General features: G+C 38.8%; 18 protein-coding genes and 2 pseudogenes. 1 reads left to right on the plus strand and 19 read right to left on the minus strand.

Going from position 1 to position 19,923, the window contains the following annotated elements; genetic code table 11:
* The first annotated feature begins 206 nt into the window (after positions 1-206).
* On the plus strand, positions 207-782 hold the full coding sequence (locus ACXX53_RS00885; RefSeq protein ID WP_458566718.1) for a hypothetical protein: 576 nt from the start codon (positions 207-209) through the stop codon (positions 780-782).
* A gap of 312 nt (positions 783-1,094) precedes the next feature.
* Here ACXX53_RS00885 and ACXX53_RS00890 read toward each other — a convergent pair whose 3' ends face one another.
* The 19 genes and pseudogenes from ACXX53_RS00890 to ACXX53_RS00980 all read right to left on the minus strand — a co-directional run bounded on the left by ACXX53_RS00890 (position 1,095) and on the right by ACXX53_RS00980 (position 19,742).
* Complete coding sequence (locus tag ACXX53_RS00890; RefSeq protein WP_458566719.1) at positions 1,095-2,072, minus strand: phosphotransferase family protein; 978 nt, start codon at positions 2,070-2,072, stop codon at positions 1,095-1,097.
* A gap of 85 nt (positions 2,073-2,157) precedes the next feature.
* A complete protein-coding gene (locus tag ACXX53_RS00895; protein WP_458566720.1) occupies positions 2,158-2,868 on the minus strand; it encodes a creatininase family protein in 711 nt (236 codons plus the stop codon).
* A gap of 223 nt (positions 2,869-3,091) precedes the next feature.
* Positions 3,092-3,568: an NUDIX domain-containing protein gene (locus ACXX53_RS00900; protein ID WP_458566721.1), complete on the minus strand. Its 477-nt coding sequence runs from the start codon at positions 3,566-3,568 to the stop codon at positions 3,092-3,094.
* A 348-nt stretch (positions 3,569-3,916) separates the two neighbouring features.
* Positions 3,917-4,792 (minus strand): aldose 1-epimerase family protein, encoded by an 876-nt coding sequence (locus tag ACXX53_RS00905; protein ID WP_458566722.1) that lies wholly within the window; start codon positions 4,790-4,792, stop codon positions 3,917-3,919.
* A 174-nt stretch (positions 4,793-4,966) separates the two neighbouring features.
* The gene (locus tag ACXX53_RS00910; protein WP_458566723.1) at positions 4,967-7,000 is read right to left on the minus strand and encodes a DUF5054 domain-containing protein; all 2,034 of its coding nucleotides are present in this window, start codon (positions 6,998-7,000) and stop codon (positions 4,967-4,969) included.
* Between the two features lie 464 nt (positions 7,001-7,464).
* Positions 7,465-7,779: a hypothetical protein gene (locus ACXX53_RS00915; protein WP_458566724.1), complete on the minus strand. Its 315-nt coding sequence runs from the start codon at positions 7,777-7,779 to the stop codon at positions 7,465-7,467.
* A 314-nt stretch (positions 7,780-8,093) separates the two neighbouring features.
* On the minus strand, positions 8,094-8,870 hold the full coding sequence (locus ACXX53_RS00920) for a GNAT family N-acetyltransferase (RefSeq protein ID WP_458566725.1): 777 nt from the start codon (positions 8,868-8,870) through the stop codon (positions 8,094-8,096).
* A gap of 291 nt (positions 8,871-9,161) precedes the next feature.
* Positions 9,162-9,748: pseudogene (locus ACXX53_RS00925) on the minus strand (chloramphenicol phosphotransferase CPT family protein).
* Between the two features lie 233 nt (positions 9,749-9,981).
* Positions 9,982-10,953: an AraC family transcriptional regulator gene (locus ACXX53_RS00930; protein WP_458567642.1), complete on the minus strand. Its 972-nt coding sequence runs from the start codon at positions 10,951-10,953 to the stop codon at positions 9,982-9,984.
* A gap of 503 nt (positions 10,954-11,456) precedes the next feature.
* A complete protein-coding gene (locus ACXX53_RS00935) occupies positions 11,457-12,437 on the minus strand; it encodes a TraB/GumN family protein (RefSeq protein ID WP_458566726.1) in 981 nt (326 codons plus the stop codon).
* Between the two features lie 316 nt (positions 12,438-12,753).
* Positions 12,754-13,293, minus strand: coding sequence for a hypothetical protein (locus tag ACXX53_RS00940; protein ID WP_458566727.1), 540 nt, complete (start codon positions 13,291-13,293; stop codon positions 12,754-12,756).
* A 119-nt stretch (positions 13,294-13,412) separates the two neighbouring features.
* Positions 13,413-13,949, minus strand: a complete 537-nt coding sequence (locus tag ACXX53_RS00945; protein WP_458566728.1) for a hypothetical protein — start codon at positions 13,947-13,949, stop codon at positions 13,413-13,415.
* A gap of 390 nt (positions 13,950-14,339) precedes the next feature.
* Entirely contained in the window at positions 14,340-15,038 is a 699-nt protein-coding gene (locus ACXX53_RS00950; protein WP_458566729.1) for a DinB family protein, read from the minus strand.
* Positions 15,039-15,374: 336 nt separating this feature from the next.
* The gene (locus ACXX53_RS00955) at positions 15,375-16,268 is read right to left on the minus strand and encodes an AraC family transcriptional regulator (protein WP_458566730.1); all 894 of its coding nucleotides are present in this window, start codon (positions 16,266-16,268) and stop codon (positions 15,375-15,377) included.
* Between the two features lie 252 nt (positions 16,269-16,520).
* On the minus strand, positions 16,521-17,048 hold the full coding sequence (locus tag ACXX53_RS00960; RefSeq protein WP_458567643.1) for a GrpB family protein: 528 nt from the start codon (positions 17,046-17,048) through the stop codon (positions 16,521-16,523).
* 158 nt (positions 17,049-17,206) lie between these two features.
* Positions 17,207-17,392, minus strand: coding sequence for a hypothetical protein (locus ACXX53_RS00965; RefSeq protein ID WP_458566731.1), 186 nt, complete (start codon positions 17,390-17,392; stop codon positions 17,207-17,209).
* 214 nt (positions 17,393-17,606) lie between these two features.
* Positions 17,607-18,065: a J domain-containing protein gene (locus ACXX53_RS00970; RefSeq protein ID WP_458566732.1), complete on the minus strand. Its 459-nt coding sequence runs from the start codon at positions 18,063-18,065 to the stop codon at positions 17,607-17,609.
* A gap of 204 nt (positions 18,066-18,269) precedes the next feature.
* Entirely contained in the window at positions 18,270-18,860 is a 591-nt protein-coding gene (locus ACXX53_RS00975) for a hypothetical protein (RefSeq protein ID WP_458566733.1), read from the minus strand.
* Positions 18,861-18,962: 102 nt separating this feature from the next.
* A pseudogene (locus ACXX53_RS00980) lies at positions 18,963-19,742 on the minus strand (serine hydrolase domain-containing protein).
* Positions 19,743-19,923: the final 181 nt, after the last annotated feature.

Genomic DNA, 19,923 nt, shown 5'->3' on the forward strand with positions numbered 1-19,923 from the left:
ATCAAGTGGAGCTGTCCTTGCGGCAGCTCCACGCTATCGTGTCCAGTTAACTAAATGACGTGTCGTTAAACGGTCTTAAAGGAAAAATACGGTAGATGTCGAATAGCTCTTTAAAGAAAAATAAGTTAGCCTACCATCATACAGAGGACATAATGCATGAGTTCCACCGATCATTACACTTCAAAAGAAGATGGTGATATTGCTCGATGAAAGATATTATTGATTACGAGGTGTTTAAAGATAGTCTTGTTTTACACTACACAAATGTAATCGATCACATCGCAAATAGCGAGGATTGTAGGGGCATTTATGTTTTTGTCTTATGCACAGATGTGACCAATAAATCCGTTGTACTTACCTGGAACACATTAAGCGGGTTAGATAAGAGTTTAGAGGAACAAATAGAAATCTATGGAGACGACGCGTATTCTATCCGAGAAATGAAGTATGAGATTGCATATTTTAAATACGAAGAGATGTTTGATTGGCCAGAAAACTTACTTGTTTTCACGAGAACTTTAGATCAATATTTTTCTTCATTGCCAATTGACACAGATGAAGAGTGTGACTTATTTAATGAAGCATATGATTATTATTGTTCGCGTTTTATAGGATGCATGATTGAGGTTCTTAAACTACTACAACCACAACTTGCTAAATTAAACAAAACTCCTGATTTTATCTCCTATGTGTCAGACCATGACGCTGAGGAGTTTCAATACGCTAAAGAGACCGTCCCTGAAGAATTATATAATCTTGTTTGTGCTTCGTATAAAAATTAGAGAAAGAAAACCTCCCTATTCGTTGAGCAGTTTTCCTTTCAATATTTTGCAACACGCGATATTCATGTAAGTAAAAATAAAGCCTTAGACTGAATGTGTTTATTCCGCGCATTTTTTCGAATCACAAAACCTTCAGACTCCGTAAAATAGGTATTAGACTGACCCTAGAAAGTGAAACTGCGACAGCCATGGACGAGAAAATCAAGTCCTAGACGGTCGCTGTTTCATTGAACTAACGTTCCTAGTTAGCTCAATGATTCATGTTTGTCTTACTTAACCGAGATTCCATTTCATTTATATGTAACGGCACTATTAGTTGCCGGCTTTCCCGGCCAGTATCAGTTCCAAATTTTTCTCTATCTCGCAGTCTATGGCCGCTCCCCATCCGTCAGGAATTTGCGGTTTGTTGATGAGGTGGAGCATGGTGGATATATCAGCAAGCTTGGAAAGCGCGTACCACTCCTCGGGCAAGGGTTCTCTCGCCTTTCGGTTGTAGCCTTCCTGGAAGGCGGCAACGGTGTCTGCGTCGATATAGCACTCAACTTGCGTCCTTGTCCTGAAAAATTTGCCGATGTCATAAAAGACAGGAGCAGCAAAACAGTACTCATAATCGATGAAACAAGGCTCCAATGAAGGCGTAATCATAATATTGGAGAAATTGAAATCGCCATGCGAGAACACATGCTTGTCCGCAATCTTCTCTACCAATGCGGCGTGATTCGTTAGGAATTGCAAACACTTCACTTTCGTTGAAGGTTGAATGTGGGTCCCTGCATGGCCGTTTAGTAGCGAGTAATATTGGCTCTCGAAGGATTCAAGATGTTCCGCGATCTGCAAATGCTTGTCTAACAGCGCCATATGCGCATATTCCGTTTGATGCAGCAAGGCAAGCGCACTGCCGATTCGATGCACAACATGGTCGGGACATCCCTCGTTCCCTGCAATAAAATCCCCTAGCGTTGAGCCTTCAATAAACGCCATGATTAAGTAAGAAAAGGGGACAATCTGTTTGCTGTCATCGAAGAAGAAAATTTCAGGGGTACGAATCCTTGCTTTCGCATACTGGTAAGCCGTCACTTCAGTCCGGCTATGGTCGTTGTTAGCGGGATAAATCCTTAATACATACTTGCTACCACTGTCTGTCCGTAAGGCATAATTGCTTGTGCTCATGCCTTTCGTCAAGGGAGACACTTGGGTAATGCCTGCCTTGGGGTCGAAAGCGGCGAACAGCCTTTTTACCATGTCTTCGTTGAGCGCTTGAAAATCGAACAATCTTGCCGAATCTTTCACCACAGGTCGCCTCCTACACGTTTTCTAACCCTTACTAGTTTGACAACGATTTGCGTTAATGAACTATCTTTCCTCAATAGCTGAATCATGCTTGAGTTTTTCGACGGTAGCCATCTTCAAGGATTTGTTTAAGGCCTTCAGTTCTCTTTTGAATAAAGGCATTCCAAAAAGTCTTACCTTTCTCAGCTAAATCCTCTTTTGAGTAGACCCCTTCTTCGAACTTCCCCCAACAGCCATCTATTGTTAACTTATCCCATCCTAGGTAATCTGCATAAAGGCGGTTCTCTGAAGGGATGTCTGAACCCATCGACTGAGGTTTTACCAATTCTGGACAAAGCCACATTGCCGTGCAAACGGACAACAGACCGCCGTGCATTTCGTTCAACCCTTCTAAGCATGCTGCCTTAACTGCTTCTTCCCATGCAACATGACTATTATGATTTGCAGTGATGACTATAATTTCTGGGTATTTGTAATTAATATGTTTAACAAATGCACCTTCCCAGTAAGACCCACCATGTCCCGTGCAGACCAAGAATTTTCTAAATCCTTGTCTAGTTAAGTTACAAATAATATCCTCTAACATTGCTGTTAAGATGTTGGGGCTTACGGTAACTGTCCCCATGAAATTGGCATGCTCTTCAGAGGTATTAAAGGGTATGGTAGGTAATACGTATGCGTTCAATTCTGTTCCATACGCGATTGCATATAACTCAGCGATAAGAGTATCTAAATGCATGGGCAAGTAGGGTCCAAATTGTTCCGTTGCCCCAACAGATATAATCGCTGTATCCATTCCGCTACTTGAGATTTCACTTGTCGTGTTTCTAAAGCTAAGCATATGAACACCTCTAAAAAATCAATTTCTACAATAAACCAAATTGTACCATCCTTGAGGTGGTACAAAACACCTTTAAACAAACCTATCCTATTCGATTGTGTATTAAACTAATCTTCCCATTGGCTGAATAGGCTGCCGATTAGCCGGCAGCCTGTTCTCATTAAGCTATCGTTTCCCGTTACTTCAACAACTGTGCCCATAACATCTTTCCATCACTAAAAGTTCCCGTCCAAACATTGTCTGTTTTAGAATTATGGAGATAATGTTCATACATTAGTTTTAAACTCAAAGACATCTGCAAATTAGCCATTTCTGATAATTTCACCCAATGTAATTCACCTTCATCGCAACTACTTATAGTTCTAGTGTTCGAATCACCAAAGAAAATATAATGTTGATTTAGTTCATCTTCTTTTTGTCGCAGTAGTATGTATCGCAATGTTAAATTTTCAATTTCAATATGAGATATACCCGTCTCTTCTTCTATTTCACGTAAACAAGAATTTTCGGGTGAGCCATGCTCGTGTGGCTCAACATGACCTCCGATACACGACCATAAGCCTGGGGCTATCTTTTTGTTTTTCGATCGTTTGAGCATTAACACATCATCATTATTAATAAGAAAAGCTCCAGTCATTCTCCGAACACTTATCATCGTATTAACCTCCGAATCCTGAATCATCACTTTTCTAGATTTCTCTATAAGTGTTATAAATCCTTTCTACATTTAGCATACCTTATCATTCAGCAGGCCGATCAGTTGCTGGCTGCCTGTTCGTTTTCATAGCTGCCAATGTCGCCACGCTAACTTGCCAGTTAGCTCAACGGCATCCACGATTTGACGCTTACTTCAATTAAAAAGAGAACAGGCCACCCGTGGCAGTCTGCTCCCTAATTAGCTTGAATGCTCCTTACTTCGATATAAAGGAGTAATAAAACAACACTTCACATCAACGGCCTTGAATTTAACGAGTGAAACTGATCTGCAGATCCCTTCGGATCGTCAGTTGATTTCTATGGTCAGGGAGCTTGTGAAATTCGCCCCCGGCTCCAGGGTGATTATTCCCTCTTTAGCTTGAAGTTCACCTTCGAAGACGTCTATATCCGCTACTCCTTGCCAAGGCTCGATGCATACGAAGGGAGCGTTCAAAGGCTGCCAGATGCCCAGGTCGGGAAATCCCTTATAGGTGACAACTACGCTTTTGGCGGAGTGCTTGCTTCTAAGCGAAATCTGCCGAGAGCTCACATTACGGAAAATCAATGCGCCTTCGGCGAACATTTCATGGGATAACGGCAGGATGTTCTCTTGTTTCAGAACGGGCTCCGATTTGCCGCTGATCAGCAGGCCGTCCGAATTCAAGAACAACCTTTCAAGGTTTTCCGATTCAGCGAACTCCAGATAGTAATCGCTCAGGCTACCGTTGTCATCAAGCGGACAATTGAACGCCGGGTGGGTTCCGAGCTGGAAGAAGATATCCTGTTCATCACTATTTTCCACCCGGTAACTAAGTTCCAGTGTGCTTGCATTCAGTTTATATGAAATATATAGGTTGAATTTAAAAGGATAACTGGCCAGGGTTTTCTCATCATAAGAGAGGCGGTAAACCGCGTGGGTTTCGCTTTCTTGGACCAGCGTAAATTCGCTGCGTCTGGCGAATCCGTGATTGCCGATCTTATAGGCTTTGCCGTCCACCTTAATCTCTCCGTTCCGGGCCGCACCAATAATGGGAAACAGCACCGGAGAACGGCCTGTCCAATACGTGGCGTCACCGCTCCAGATGTATTCAGCTTCCGAATCCAGCTTTCTGAAGCTGATCAGTTCCGCCCCAAGGGTATTAATCTCAGCTTCCGCCGAGCTGCTGCGCAAAATTTTATTCATTGTTGTACTCACCTTTCATACTTATAGTCCAGACACCTATATTATATCAAAGTTCTTGAGGGAATTGAGAAAACGACAGCCAATTCATCAGCTGCCGTTTCTTCGTGCTTATTGAGCTATCGTGTCCCGCTAGCGTAATGACCTAGCCTGAGAATACTTTATCAAACACATCTTTTATCCCAACACTAACTCAAAACGAGCGAAAATATCTTCTTCATACCACATCGTGAAATTAGTTCCCCATGTTGTGTTCAATAGTGTAAACGTAAATTTATTGTTGTCTTGATGGTATTTGTTGTTATAACTTAGATTGTTATTTGTTCCGATTCCCAATAAAGGGGCATCAATAGGTTTAATATTGATTTTTTTATCGCTACCATCGTAAATTAACTCTTCAATCATGTGTTGCAATTTATTTCCGTGACCTACCACTTCAAAAGGTGAAATAACGGTATCAATTTTACGAATCTTAGTTAAGTACGGCGAATTCAAACGTGGTGTAATATCAAAAGAATAAATTTCTGGATAACGAATTGCATCTTTATCCTTTAATAAAAGTGCAATTTCAACTTTATCTCCAAATTGATATTTAACCTTTACAACTCTAGGAGCACCATACTCCTCCACAGCTCTTTGGCTATACTTTAAAGTTGCAATAATCGAATCATTTTCCTTAACTAATTTCACAACATGTGGTGTGAAATTTTCATTCAATTGAATGCGTTTTTGAATTTCCATTCCTGGCTTTAAGAAGTCAATTGCCCACCAATTATGTTGTAAATCACGCAAATAGTTGTAACGTAGGTTATCATAGTCATTTTGCCCAGCAATTGTATAGCTCAGAACCCCGAGTTTGTTGTCCTGATCAAAGTATAGTGTCCCATCCTTTTCTAAGTGGTTAATTGAACCATCGCTAGCAAACGTAACTTGATACCCGTTTACCGAAATCAATTCTTCCAAACCACATTCAATACCTTGGTTTTCAAAGATATGATATGGAACTTCGATAAGTTTTTTAATGTTATTTTGATCTTCAGGCTCCAAACAAGCTATTGCACGATCAACGTTCTTGCGTTGTTCTTTCCATGAAGACTCATAAAATTTGTACGAACGATCAGTCCACTCATTATAAGTGAATTTCATTTCGCCAACAGTTGCATCTTTAACAATGCCATAAGCGTAGGTTAAATCAAGATCGGTAATTTGGTCTAAACTACGCGCTCGTTGGAAGTCTTTCTTTTCATAATTCATATAGTCACTGAAATAGCGTTTGATATCCATTCCCCAAGTATGCTCTGGAACTAACATCGCATAGAAATTAGCATCATCATTTTCAATTTTGTTATCAAACATGTAATTAGTTAAAATCCGATAATCACGAATGATTTTCGGATCAGACATCATTCCGTGAATCCATGTGTCCCCAATTTCCTCTGTAATAACTGGCAGTTGGTCACGTACTTCCCAAATTTCATTTGCAAACTGATCCATTGAAGTCATTTCAAGCTCATAGTCTGGATACTCATTCGCCATTTTTGACAAAAAGGCGTTAATTTTCTCTTTTGTTCCTGGACCACTATTATCATGAGTATGCATAAACGCCAGCTTGTTATCCATGCAATCAATTCCGATTACGCCACCATAGTCGTCTGAATAAGAGACAATTATCTCACTTTCGCCATTCTTCCATAGAAATGTATCTGGAACTTCTGGAATTGAGCTCGAGCCATTTACACCAATGTGTAGGAATCTAATTCCTTGACGATATAACTCATCAACAATCCCGATAGTATGTCCTGGGACGTCAGTCATCTTTGCGCTTGTTGTTTTGTATCCATAACGAGCATCTAACTTCTTTGAGATTGAAGTCATGTAATGTAAAGTTTGAGGTGTCATAGTTTCAGATTCAAACGTACACGGGATTGCGTGCCAGCGAATGTAACCTTTCTTTATGGCGTCGTCTAGCTTTTTACAAGCTTCTTCATCCATGTTTTTGAAGTAATATTCAATAATAAAGCTACCTGTTGTCCAAACAAAGTCTTTGCCTTCTTTTCTTAAATCTTCAGCTAAAGTGATTGCGTTTTGAATGTAATCATGGCAATACTTGTGCAAGACATTTTCTGCTAAATCGGTAAAACCAATGTCAAAATGAGTTTTGTTTACCACATAGATTTTTTTCATTTCTATAGTCACGCCTTTCTTAGTCATAATACGTCGTAAAATAATTGTTTTCAGGCTATTTTATTGGTATTTCACTTAACATCTCCACATATTGTGGGGTATTCTAAGTAATTATAGGTCATTCCATACGTCTAGTATTTATTTTATACGGACACATCTTTATAATATCCTGACATTTTAATGTGTCTACCACCTGTTTTATACGATAAAATCTGATAAAACCAAATCAATCGCGAAAAAGTCATTAATACTCTAATTGAATTGTTTAATTAAGCTGCCCGTTTGCGAAACGCGGCTGCCGATCTATGCCGGCAGCCGCGTTTTAGTTTATTATTAAGCTATCGTGTCCCGTTAGTTTAATCCCGAGGGACAAATGCCACGATGCGTGAATATGGTATTTATCTGATGGCCCCCTGCTTCTCGAAATACTTAGTTCATTCAGATATTCCTTTCTTATATTCATTGATGAATTATAAGTCTATTCCTTTCCATCAATGATCTTCATATATTTCAAATTGGTTATCCGTAGGCTTTCCTTTACGCCGAATTGATCTAATTAAATCGTGTTGGCAATTTTCAAATGGATCTTCGATATAAATCCAATCTGATTCATTATTATCAAAATATTGCTTACTAAAATTCTCAGCATCTTCTAACTCGTCAAAACAGTAATCATTATGTGATGTTTTATCATCCAGTGAATTATATAGAAATAAATATGTTCCACTTTCTTCAGTTTCATAAATCATTATTTTCGGAATTTCATGAGAAGGATTACTTCGAGTGAGAGCATACTTCCTCATCATTTATTCATATCCTATTAATTATTGGGTTCTTATATAAACTCGGTGTTAGATGGTTTTTAAGGTTTAAACATAATGAACTTTTCACTTAGGGGCTTTCAGATAACGTTCCCGCATTCACGATATCCTAGCACCTTAAGGACCGAAGGTCCTGCTGCCGCTTGCGGCAGTTAGGCGGTGGGATGTGTCCGGTGATTTTACTCCCCCGAAATGCCTCTTCCGGACCAAGGGCTGCTTGCGGCCCGCAGCGTTGAATGCGATGTTATGTGTAGTTGCCTTCTTCTTTGAAAAGCTCACATGAGTTCTTATCTTTATAATTAATTTCTTTCATATTTCATAATAGTTTGGTTGTAGTATGATTGGAAACCCAACTTTTTGTACATATTTATCGCCTCATTGCATGATCTCAACGTAACTAAATCCACACCTTCGTTTCGTAAACCACATATAGCAGCAACACTCACTGCTGTACCAATTCCACGGTTTCGGTATTCAGGTAATGTTGATACAAATTCTATTGATCCTATATTCCTTCTTTTAATTGTAGCTGAAGTTGCTACAGGCTTTCCTTCAAAGTAGGCCAAATAAAAAACGAGGTTATCTTCACCTAACCAAGAAGAGTATTTATCGGTACTTAATAAATCCCAACCATGTAAAGCTTTATTTACAGTATGGACCCAAACTGTAAACTCTTCCAACGATTGCACTTTACTAACTTTAATATTATTGGGGCATTCTAGATATTTTAGTTCATTATCAAAACATAATGCCATTCCAGGTTCATCATCACCAAGACATACAAACCCTTTCATTAATAAAGTTTCTTTTAGGTTGTCAGGAGTTGATTCTGGATTAATCACCCACCACGCTGGAATTGACCCTTCTTCAATACCTATTATAATCTTATCAATAGTGTCCTCAACATTCTGTTTTTGTAACGATGCCTTATAAATAATAGACGGACCTGAACATGAGGTTTTGGGAATAATCCATTCTACATCACCTTTATGACAAATAATTTCATGATTTTGCGAAAAATATCGGAAGTAAATTTCCATTCCTTCAACGATAGACTTAATAATGAATTGACTCATCCTTAGCCCCCCAGATAGACTTACATTATTTTTGACTTTTTTGATTTAGGGCAATTGCACATAACGTCTTATTCACGAACTTCGTAAACAATTCCATATGTAGGGTATTCGCGAAACTTTTGAACTATCATGCCCGTTAGTTCAATAACAAAAGTCGGCTTAGGCAGCCTGCTCGACAATGTATGATATTCAGCTATCAATTCCCGTTAGCTTAATTCCGAAATCCCTAGGGCAGACAGAGAGGCGATAGCCCCAATGTTTAAATATGGTGTTATCTGATGGATACGCCATCTAGGAAACACTAACATTTCTTTTACTTAATTTCTTAAAACCGAGTATTCCTTATTGGACTTAATAAAACTTAATATCTTTTCGGCACATTCTATTGGATTCATCTCTTCAGTATTTACTTCGAGGTCATATTCATCAATGCAATATACTTTGCTGAACTGGGAAGCTGCTAGACCAATATTTCTATCTCCTCTTGTTTGCTCTCTTCTTATGAGTTCTTCTTTCGAGCATTTTACACCTACAAATAATGTAGGCTGATCAGAAAATACATCAAGACACTCATTAAACCACTTGTCATTTTCAATTACGGTATCAACTATTACATTCAAACCCATTTCTGAAAACAATTTAATTTTCGAAAAGTACAGTGAGTTTAAGGGATCAAAAGTTATTTGTGCGACAACTTGGTCATCTACTTCTCTTGTAGGTTCAATATCTGAAAAATTATTCTTAAAAAAATCCTTAATAAAATTATCTACTGATAAATGATGGAAAGGAATCTCTTTCTGATTCATCAGTTCAATAGAAATACTAGTCTTTCCTGAACTTGAAGTTCCGTTCATCAACACAATGATTCCTTGCTTCAAACGAATCACCCTCACATATAAGATTTGCGTATCTTTCAGATAATGTTATATTCACAAAGTTCACAAAATTATCCAACTCAGAAAATATTCAAGAAACGATTGAATAATCCTGCCCGCTAGTTGAGAAACGCCCAGCAGCAGAAGCAATTGATTACAAACAAGCCTCGTCCCACATGAACCGCGGAGGCGAGACTTGTTTGCTCGTAAATGAACGGATACATCAACTCACTTTGTTACTTTTTTTTAATCACTGGCACATAGATGTCCATAACGGTATCGGGACGGAAGTGACAGCGCTCATCATAATACTCAAAGTCTAACTTGGTCTCGTCATACTCGTAATCATTTTTCTCAAACCATTCCTGGAATATATATTTCCATGTTTGTCGTATCGCATTTGGAAAATCTTCTGTATTTGCTTTGCCGTTCCTGCCGCTGACGGTTACATCTACAGGGGGTGTAGTAAAGACGGCATAAGTAGCTTCCGGCACTTCAAGTGTTATCATGTCAGGCGTTACTTTATTAAAGTTTTCAACAATGACTCCAAGCAAATAGACCAAGCTATCACTATCTTTGGACTCCGGCACGCATATTCCGACTTCCCCATGCTTTGGGGGGGTGAGTTGATCGTACAACTTGCCTTCCCAGCCGTTAGTGTCGTAATTGTTCCAAAAAGCAGCAATATCTTTTGTCATGCTTTCATTCGTAATATTCGTTTTTATTCCATAGCCCGCAACTTTAAAAGACGGTTTTGTGATAATAGTAGGAATCATACAAAGGCCTCCATGTTCAATGCTATTTTTCTCACCAGAAATGTAATGATAAACATCAGCCATCCTAACAGCAAATTGCGTCGGGCTACATCCAAACTCCTTACGAAATGCTTTTGTAAACCCGCTTTGGGTTTCAAAACCATAATCAACGGAGATATCGAGTATTCTTCTACCTTTAAAAAGTTCGATAGATGCAAGTGACAATCGTCTTTTCCGAACATATTCCATGATCGACACTCCCATGCATATCTGAAAAACTCTACAGAAGTGATACAAGGAGTACCCCGTATGCTTAGAAATCATTTCAGGGGTCAGTATTTCTTTAATGTTGGATTCAATATACTCAACGCTTCGTTCGATATCCTTACTATAGTTCAATATTTCATCATTCCCTTTCCCCGTACGGTTGACTTTATTATAGCAACGACTCAATCTCTCGTTTGTTCCTGTTTTGCTCATATGCAAAGCAACTCATCTGAGAGGCTCAACGACAGGTGAAAGACATTGAACTTACCTTCAATGAGGAGACCGAAAAGTTTTTTATGCGTACTCCCTTCTACTGACCAAACAGTAAAAGGAACTTTCCTTACTTCAGGAGAGCCCCAAAACTCAAGTAAAGCTTGATCATCATCTAGGAAAACACTGGCTCCATACGGCTTCGCGATCACAAATTTTCGCCCTACTTATGGTATGGTTCACCGCGAAAGATCTTAAACTATCCTGCCAGTTAACGTAACAAGGCTGCCAATCGAGCTGGCAGCCTTGTCATGTTTTAACTATCGTGTCCAGTTAGTTTAACGTCGGGGTGGATTAGCTATATAATGAACAACACCCATAATTATGTCAGGTTCACGTCACGCTGGTCCGATCGCCTTGATTGAATTCGCCAACCACCGACCACTAATTTTGGTTTTTAGCCTTAATTTATAAACTATTTATTTACGAACGACGGTATAGCCTTTATCCTGCAGCAGTTTTATGATCCCATGCTCACCCGGATAATGTAAAGCGCCAACCACAACGAAATACTCTTCTTCCTTATTGCTATTTAGGAAACCTTCAATCTTATCAGCCATACTGATATTACGATCAGTCTGCATCACCTTTTGGTATTCTGGATCACTTGCCATGTCGTTAGCCATGTTGAGCAGCGATTGGTCATCGCCTTTCTTCCACAAAGCTATCAACTCGTCAGTAGAATCATTGATGACGTTAGAATTGTAATTGTCTATTGTAGTATTGAGACTCTTCTCCTGCTTCTCTTTAGAGAAGCTAGCAAACACCCCAGTTTGGGATTCATACGTTTCTAGTCCTATTACTGGGATCTTGCGTTCAAGGGCTTTCTGAAGAAAATATAGATCAATTCCTTCTTCTGTGTTGTAGCTAGCCTTCAACGCCATATTAAAAATAGTTATATCCACCTTCCAAGGCTTAAACGTATCATATGCGTTGGGCTTCAAACCATTCCTCATCAAAAAGTCTGCTACTTTCGTATACGTCTCCTTGGATACATGCTCCTTTAGCGTGGTGCCATCCTTATACATCATCATATCCATAACCATCTTCTGCTGCTCTTCATTAGGCGGTTTGGTAAGATCAACTTCAAGACCCAAATAATCCGCTTCTGAAAAAGCTTTCTCATATTTCGAATGCAGTGGGTAGAAATTGTCGTCCGTAACATGTACCGATCCTACGAGGTACACCGTAGTCCCATTATTCTTCACTTCCCACATGAAGCCACGAGCACCTTCTTGGATCATGCCCTTCTCGATAATGGGCGCGTTTGATGCATATTCGATCTCTTGGTTATTTATCTTTAATGCCAGTTGCTGAGGAGGCTCCTTAGCACAGGCTACTGATGCGAGTATGCCAACAGAAAGAATGAGCGATAAGAGCGGTGTTCTCCAATTTTTCATATCGAATTCTCCTTCCAGTAATACACACCAAACGCCAAAGATGTGATCACCAAAAATCCCCAAAATGCCGCCGCACTCTCCACTTATTACTTATATCACCATATTATTACTGTCACTAGATACGATTGATTATGCTTTATGGTTCCATCATTTTAATTCTTCACACTTATTGAAATAGACGATGGCAGATAACATCTATTTCAATAAGTAGAGTAATCACGAATCTAATAAGTAATCCTGCCCGTCAGTTGAAAAAGGCTGCCGATCCTTTGCTGTCGACAGCCTTTCCTGATGATTATTGAGTTAAAGTTCCCCGTTAGTTTAGCAACCATCGGGTCAACGGCTTATCATCCCAAACTTGAACTTCTATGTACCTCTCTGGTCCATTATTCCCCAGGGAATTCCACACCTGAGGTAACCCGAATTCTTTTATTACTTCATTAATCTCATTTACTGTATAAATTTGACCTCTATATTTCTTTCCATCCTTGTATCTCATCGTTGGAAACAAATCTCCATAAGTAAAGCTGATGGAATAAGGATCGAATTCTTCAATTGGTATGTAAAGTTCCTTCCCCTTCTCAAACCACTCTAAGAGCCACGGACATTCTCCAACAGTCATGTACTGTGGAGAGTTTCGAATAGGCTTACCGCCCTTTAAAATAAACAGTTCTCTTGCCTTTGCTTCAAGACTTCGTCGAATTGTTAGGTAGTCTGTGGATCTTTTGCTTGCGAATCCTTTCTTCTTGACACGAATATCGTGAAGTATTCTCTCCGCCTCTTCTGGTTCTAAATCTGATAAATTTTGAAAAGGACCTGTTGATTTATCAAAATAATGGTATAGAAGATTCATCATGAAATTACCTCACAAAATGTAACTTATCATCCTATACAATCATACCACGATATTGAACTATGCTGCCCGTTAGCTTAACAGTGTTTTACGAAATAGATTTTATTACCTTAATTAACCTATTATGTTTTGTTTTTACTTTCTTTATTTATATAATCATTTATCAAATGGTAGATATCCAATTTCCATACTTGATCTTCTTTTTGTAGACCTAAAGCCATGGAATGAGTCGTTGTTTCTATACTAACCGTAATAAGTACAGTTACCTTATTCTCCTCGGCCGTACTCTCATCCACTTTTATAGAATCATAATATCTGTAATGTACTGCTGTTTCGGAATCATAATTCATTGCATACTCGAAATAATCTTTCCGAAATTTATCTTGGTCAGGAAGTTGCCCCCCATTAAAAGTAATCTCATATATCAAGTCCGGATCGCCTATTGATAGACAGTAAAGATAAATCAGCACCATGTCCTCAGGGGTGAAATTGTAAAGGTCTTGCAAGTTCCTCTCAGATTTAAATCGAGTAAAAGCCTCCTGCTTCTCTAAAGATAGCTGTTTCAGATAAGAGAACTTTTCAACGTATTCCTCAACAGGATTCGTGTTTATATCATTATTGAAAGACTTTTTCACTTGGTCTTTTTCGAGGGCTTCCACGGGAGTTTCGGACCTCATGGTCTTATCTGTGTTGCCACTGCTGCATGCTGACACTAAGGAGATTATTACTAGCACTAATAAAACTAATCCTGCTTGCCTCAATTTATCACTCCTCAATATAACGGATTCATCACACCCTCAAATCCCCCCCCTCTAATACTACCACATTTTGGAACTATCCTGCTCGTTACTTCAATGCGAAAGGGGGCAACTGCCCGTAGCGGTCTGCTCCCTGGTTGTTTGAACTAACGTGTCCCGTTAGCTTAATCTACATTACGCGCCGGGGCCGACGGACTTAGCCTTGCAGGGTTGTTCGCTTCTTGCGAACCAAGGGCGAAGCCCGCAGCGTAGATACGATGTTATAGGATGTCAGCGCCTTCTTCGAAATTACTAAACCCCTTTGATCTTTTGTATCCTTTGTTTTATTCTAATAGATTTATTCAAGTGTAAAAAAATATGCCTTGTCGCTGGCATGAGTATTAATCCTGCAATACTCTTATTTCCCCAATATTCAAGTAACCATGAAGCTTCATCTTTAACAGCATTTTGATCTTTAAGCTTTCGTATTCTTTCAGCTTCAACCTTTAATTTAAAATCACCAGGCCTCAATAATGAAACTATCTCACGTGTTTTACGCCCTACTTCAATTCGATATTCAAATAATGCAGAAATATCAATCTGATTGCTTAAATTAGCAATTTCATCATCTGGCATTTCATTCCCGGAAGAAGGATATTCGATTCTAAGTTTCTTATCCCAATCTCCAGAATGAAAAATTTGTTTATTATTATTGACTAAAACATTCATAGTCATATCTTCTATTCTTGTAACATGCCATAAGTGCCAAACAATAGAGTTTTTCGTATCCGGAGCTACCACAGGATACTTACGAATAGTCTCCTCTTTAATATCTTTAACTAATTCGTCTTCGAGAGTAGCACATCCTGAATTACTCATTTCTGAGGAATGTAATAGACTATGTTGATATAAAAACAAATCAATACTATCCATATGTTCCTTTGTTTTTAAAATTTGATTTGTTAGTTTTTTGTGATTCTCATTCCATAGTTTTCTTTGGTTCAAATCCATGCTGAACCTCCATTTATATTGGATGAAAATAATTTTTGATTTGCGCTGATTTCCTATAACGTCTTGTTCACGAACTTCGTAAATAATTCCATATGTAGGGTATTCGCGAAATTTTTAAACTATCCTGCCAGTTAGCGCAACAAGGCTGCCAATCGAGCTGGCAGCCTTGTTATGGTTGAACTATCGTGTCCCGTTAGTTTAATCCTAAGAACGAAGCGCTTAGAACGTTTAACTGTCCTGTTTCGATCAAATAACGATTGCTCAATTCGTTAGCTATGCCGAAAAGGCTATTATAGACCCTGAGACCCTGTTATACACCATTTCATCTTTTATTACTTATTTCTTTTGAACGGGAATCCATATTTCACAAAATTCATTTTCCGTTTCCGAAACACCGTACATTTCAAACTCAGGACCATTAACATGCTCATAACTTGCAGTAGGAAACCATTCACTGTATATGCGTTTCCATAATGCTTGCACATGTTCGGATGTTTGATCAACCGTATGTTCTTCTGTTGTAAAGACTGCCCATGTCCCAGCTGGAATTTCAAGAGAAGCAAATCCCTCTGGTGTACCGCTTTTTGGTGAGATGGCGTAAAGCATATAAGGGAATGTGGTCCCGCCGGTATTGCGATAACACATTACTGCATTTACAGGTTTGATTCCTTTGCTTGAATTGTCCCAATGCATACCTGATGCTTTAATCATCTGATCAATTATTCCTTCATCAAAGGCTTTTTTCCATAACCCCGGAATCGCCTTATGATTCTCACCATTCTCAGTTGAAAATATTTCTTCAACTCCAAAGACAGAAAAATCCTCTTTCTGAACGATTTTGTAATTCATTTCTTCAACTCCCTTAATCGAAATTTGAAAGGATATTCGAGGATATGATTTAAGGCTAACACCCAGATTACGTGACATAGTGGGTGTGATTCCATGCGTTTTTTGAAACGCACGGGCGAATGCTTCCGGTGAGTCGTAGCCATATTTAAGAGCAATGTCGATTACCTTAATATTGCTGCCCTGTAAGTCAAACGCCGCGAGGGTTAATCGTCTGCGTCTAATATATTCTGATAACGGGATTTCAACTATAAACGAGAACAATCGCTGAAAGTGATAAACCGAGCAACACGCAATTCCTGCAGCTATTTCAAAGTCAATTTCCCCCGTTAGGTTATCTTCAATATAGCTAACGGCACCGTTCATTCTTTTCAGCCAATCCATATGCCCCACCCTCCTTTCTTCCTAAGGATAGAAGAAATCATTTGATTTTACCTAGCTTTTCATGCACGAATGTGCAAGGTGTCAGTAACTCCCTACCGAATCTATTCGCAACACTACTCTCCACTTTACCACTATTTATAATACGGTTCACCGTATTGATCTGCAACTAACCTGCCCATTAGCGCAACAAGACTGCCAATCGAACTGGCAGCCTTGTTTTGAACTATCGTGTCCCGTTAGTTTAACAAGGACTTATATTCTCTTTTCATAAATTTCTTTTACAAATTGTTCCTTATAGTCAGTATATTCATCAATTCCACCAATATTATCTTCAGCAAATTTCTGTTTTAGATTACTGTATTGTTCCCGTACTGTTTCGTTTGAATTTAAGTAATCTCTAAAAAAGATTAAATTTTTCCAGAGGTCTTTATTATATTCAACTAAATGAATAAAGTGGGTCTTTACTTCGTAGGTTTCATCAGTAAACTTGGCAAGCACGATTTCATTAGGACGTTGAACCCGAAGTCTTAAAAAGCCAGCCTCCTTTAGCCCCTGAAAAATAGCCTTATCAACATTTTCAATATCATCTACACCTACAACTAAATCCAAAATTGGTTTGGCAACCATATCCTTAATAGCTGTGCTTCCAATATGTGCAATTCGATTTTCCTGAAGAGAGGTTGAATTTAGAATATCCTGTTTCACCCTATGAAACTCTTTCTGCCATTCAACGGTATGTGCTTCTAATCTTACTTCATCTCGTTTTAGTCCTAACTTCATTTTACCCACCTCATTCTCAGGATAATGTAAATGATTCGTTTTTGTTCCCAAAAATTCTTCTTCAACTAACCTGCCCGTTACTTCAATGATCAAGAGGAGCTGCATCGCTGCAAACTCCTCCACTATCGTATTCCCGTTAGCTTAACAGTAAGCTATTATCATTTTTCAAATAACCATTTTAATTCTGTTGCCCCGATGACTTTTTCAGCCATCACGGGTACTTTCTTTGAATCACCTAATTTTTCAATTCGCAATTGATATGGTTTAAGCATCTCTTTCCAATCATTTGAGGGCGGTGAATTTGAAGCAGCATGACTGAGATAATCAGTAACAATTTGCTTCAATTGTTCATTATCTATTTGACCCGGGTCATATTCAATTCCAACCTTAAATAATTTCTCATTTGGGTCTGCTGCGAACCCAGTTAATACTATTCCAGATTGTTTATCAATTTGTTTTGTGCTTTTTGACAGTCTTTGGCTGACTTCAGGAAAAGTATCCTTACTGCTTTCTCACGCCGTAGCATATTTAACCTCTCCCCCAAATATTGCGAAATACTTATTTTTGATCCCTTAGTAACTTTCTATAATTATTCATAAGCTCAATAAACGTAGCTGCGTCACCGCCTGCATCTGGGTGATATTTCTTTGCTAGCTCCCGGAATCTCTTTTTAATGGTAGTCTCATCAGCATTAAATGGCAGATCAAGCCTTGAAAGAATAACAGAGTCATAAGTTCCATCTTCACCAATTATTCCGCTTTCTTTATAAAGCTCAGAATAAATCAATGAAAAATACTCATTAATAACGTTCATATATTCTTCATGATTCATCGATGCCAACAAATGCAATGAGTATTTCGCTTTACTGTTACTTCTATCACTAAGCTCGAAGAAACTGTCCCAAATGAGGTTTTTATCAGGCTGATTGATACCGTTAAACCGGATTTTTACTTCAAGCTTCTTTAATTTCCGTACTTTCCGTTTGATCTCGTCCAGTCGCATCATATTATCAGCCATTGTTCCACCCCCACTATGCAAGATTTCCCCTATATTTAATGTATGATTCGAATAATCCTTAGCACTACGAAAAGAACCCACATTTTATCACTAACCTTAGAAACACCACTATACGAAGCTGCCCGATTCTGGAATATATCATAATGACAATCCCTTTCAGAGGTTTTAGAGTCCGCATGATCTCGATCGCTTCTCACTTTATAATCAAAACGGAATTATGTTAACCGCTTCAGTTCGGTGACCATTTGGATCTATATGAATTAACCTTAGTCTTCCGTCTGATTCAATTCGGAACTCTATCTGTTCTTTTATGTGCAGCGTAGTACATATTAGGATGTTATCTTGTAAGGAGAGCGGAACAATTTCGTACTCATACCAAGCCCCCCAATTTTTTTGAATAAATAAGTAGATGGTACCCTCTTCATAAGTTACTACAACGGTTTTTGCGGGGTCGATCCCATATTCGTAGAATGTTTCATAAAACAATCCGACAGCGAATTTAGGATTATCGATGCTCGATAGTTTACCTAGGGCTTCCCTTAAATCAGTCACTCTTGCGAAGTCTTTGATAGTAGTCTCTTCACCAGTGTTATATATTCCAGCAAATTTTCTTAGTTCATTGGGGGCTACGCTTATACGAGAGAAGGGGGTTGGTGGAAGGACTTCTTCACCCATCACTATTTTCGCTAAACGCTCGCAGATGACATCTACAGGTGTAAGATTCACATTGCTCAATACAATGATGGCGATATCTTCGTCTACAATGCGATTAAATTCTGCGAAAAAACCATTCATGCTCCCTTTATGCCATGCCCGTTTTCTTGTTTTGTTGTTGATGAATTGTTCTGTTACTACCCAACCGTAGCTGCCAAAGGGTGACGTATCCTCACCGAATAATTACTCCCATTGCTGCTGTGTGAGTATTCCATCCCTTGATAAGGCTCTGTCCCAGAGATATAGATCTTCGACCGTAGAGTACATTCCTCCGGCTCCTACATGCAATGACATGTCCACATATTCGGTTGGGATGATTCCTTTACATATGGAATAACCTGAAGCAAAATGCTTCAGGAGCGTTCTACCGTCTTCAACTCCCGTATTTCTCATATTTAAGGGGTTTAAGATACGATCTGATATATATGTTTGATAAAACATTCCTGAAACTTTTTCGATAATGTAACTTAATAAAATGAAGGGTGAGCTTGTGTAACTGTATCCTTCCCCTGGGGTAAATTACAGTGGTTTATCTTTAAACGATTCGATTGTTTGCTCCATAGTCGAATAAATTCTCATTGTTTTTTCCCAATAGTGAGGAAAAGTCGGGTAATCTGGTATACCTGATGAGTTGTTTAATAAATGATGTATGGTTATGATATCTCCATTAGGATAGTCTGGTATATACAACGCGATCGGATCATTGACATGTAGTAAGCCTTGGTCCTGTAACTGGATTATTGCTATTGAAGTAAAGCTCTTGGTTAATGCACCGAGACGAAATTTCGTTGTCGAAGTGTTAGGTACATCGTGCTCAAAATTGGCCATACCGAAACCATTACTCAATATGATCTGTTCTTCCTTCGCGACCAGAACAGCTCCATTAAAATATCCCTGATCCGCTAATGCGTTCATGTAAGTATTTAACTTTTCACTCACTTCATAATGGGCAGATGTTTTCATTTATTCCCCTCAATTCAAACTTGACTGATGGCGCTACTATATGTAACTTGAATTACCTGTAAATACTGTAATCTTAATCAAGGATAAAAAGATGGTCTATGGATAAAACATATAAATAAAAACTCTACACCGTTAGAAGTGCATATGATAAAGTTCTGTAAGTATATGTTTTACTGACAGT

This window comes from Paenibacillus marinisediminis (genome assembly GCF_054343325.1).

Excerpts from the sequence above, each read along its gene's own strand:
- ACXX53_RS00885 (WP_458566718.1), top strand. The coding sequence starts at position 207 with ATGAAAGATATTATTGATTACGAGGTGTTTAAAGATAGTCTTGTTTTA.
- ACXX53_RS00895 (WP_458566720.1), bottom strand. The coding sequence starts at position 2,868 with ATGGATACAGCGATTATATCTGTTGGGGCAACGGAACAATTTGGACCC.
- ACXX53_RS00900 (WP_458566721.1), bottom strand. The coding sequence starts at position 3,568 with ATGATAAGTGTTCGGAGAATGACTGGAGCTTTTCTTATTAATAATGAT.
- ACXX53_RS00905 (WP_458566722.1), bottom strand. The coding sequence starts at position 4,792 with ATGAATAAAATTTTGCGCAGCAGCTCGGCGGAAGCTGAGATTAATACC.
- ACXX53_RS00910 (WP_458566723.1), bottom strand. The coding sequence starts at position 7,000 with ATGACTAAGAAAGGCGTGACTATAGAAATGAAAAAAATCTATGTGGTA.
- ACXX53_RS00915 (WP_458566724.1), bottom strand. The coding sequence starts at position 7,779 with ATGATGAGGAAGTATGCTCTCACTCGAAGTAATCCTTCTCATGAAATT.
- ACXX53_RS00920 (WP_458566725.1), bottom strand. The coding sequence starts at position 8,870 with ATGAGTCAATTCATTATTAAGTCTATCGTTGAAGGAATGGAAATTTAC.
- ACXX53_RS00935 (WP_458566726.1), bottom strand. The coding sequence starts at position 12,437 with ATGAAAAATTGGAGAACACCGCTCTTATCGCTCATTCTTTCTGTTGGC.
- ACXX53_RS00940 (WP_458566727.1), bottom strand. The coding sequence starts at position 13,293 with ATGATGAATCTTCTATACCATTATTTTGATAAATCAACAGGTCCTTTT.
- ACXX53_RS00950 (WP_458566729.1), bottom strand. The coding sequence starts at position 15,038 with ATGGATTTGAACCAAAGAAAACTATGGAATGAGAATCACAAAAAACTA.
- ACXX53_RS00955 (WP_458566730.1), bottom strand. The coding sequence starts at position 16,268 with ATGGATTGGCTGAAAAGAATGAACGGTGCCGTTAGCTATATTGAAGAT.
- ACXX53_RS00960 (WP_458567643.1), bottom strand. The coding sequence starts at position 17,048 with ATGAAGTTAGGACTAAAACGAGATGAAGTAAGATTAGAAGCACATACC.
- ACXX53_RS00970 (WP_458566732.1), bottom strand. The coding sequence starts at position 18,065 with ATGGCTGATAATATGATGCGACTGGACGAGATCAAACGGAAAGTACGG.
- ACXX53_RS00975 (WP_458566733.1), bottom strand. The coding sequence starts at position 18,860 with ATGAATGGTTTTTTCGCAGAATTTAATCGCATTGTAGACGAAGATATC.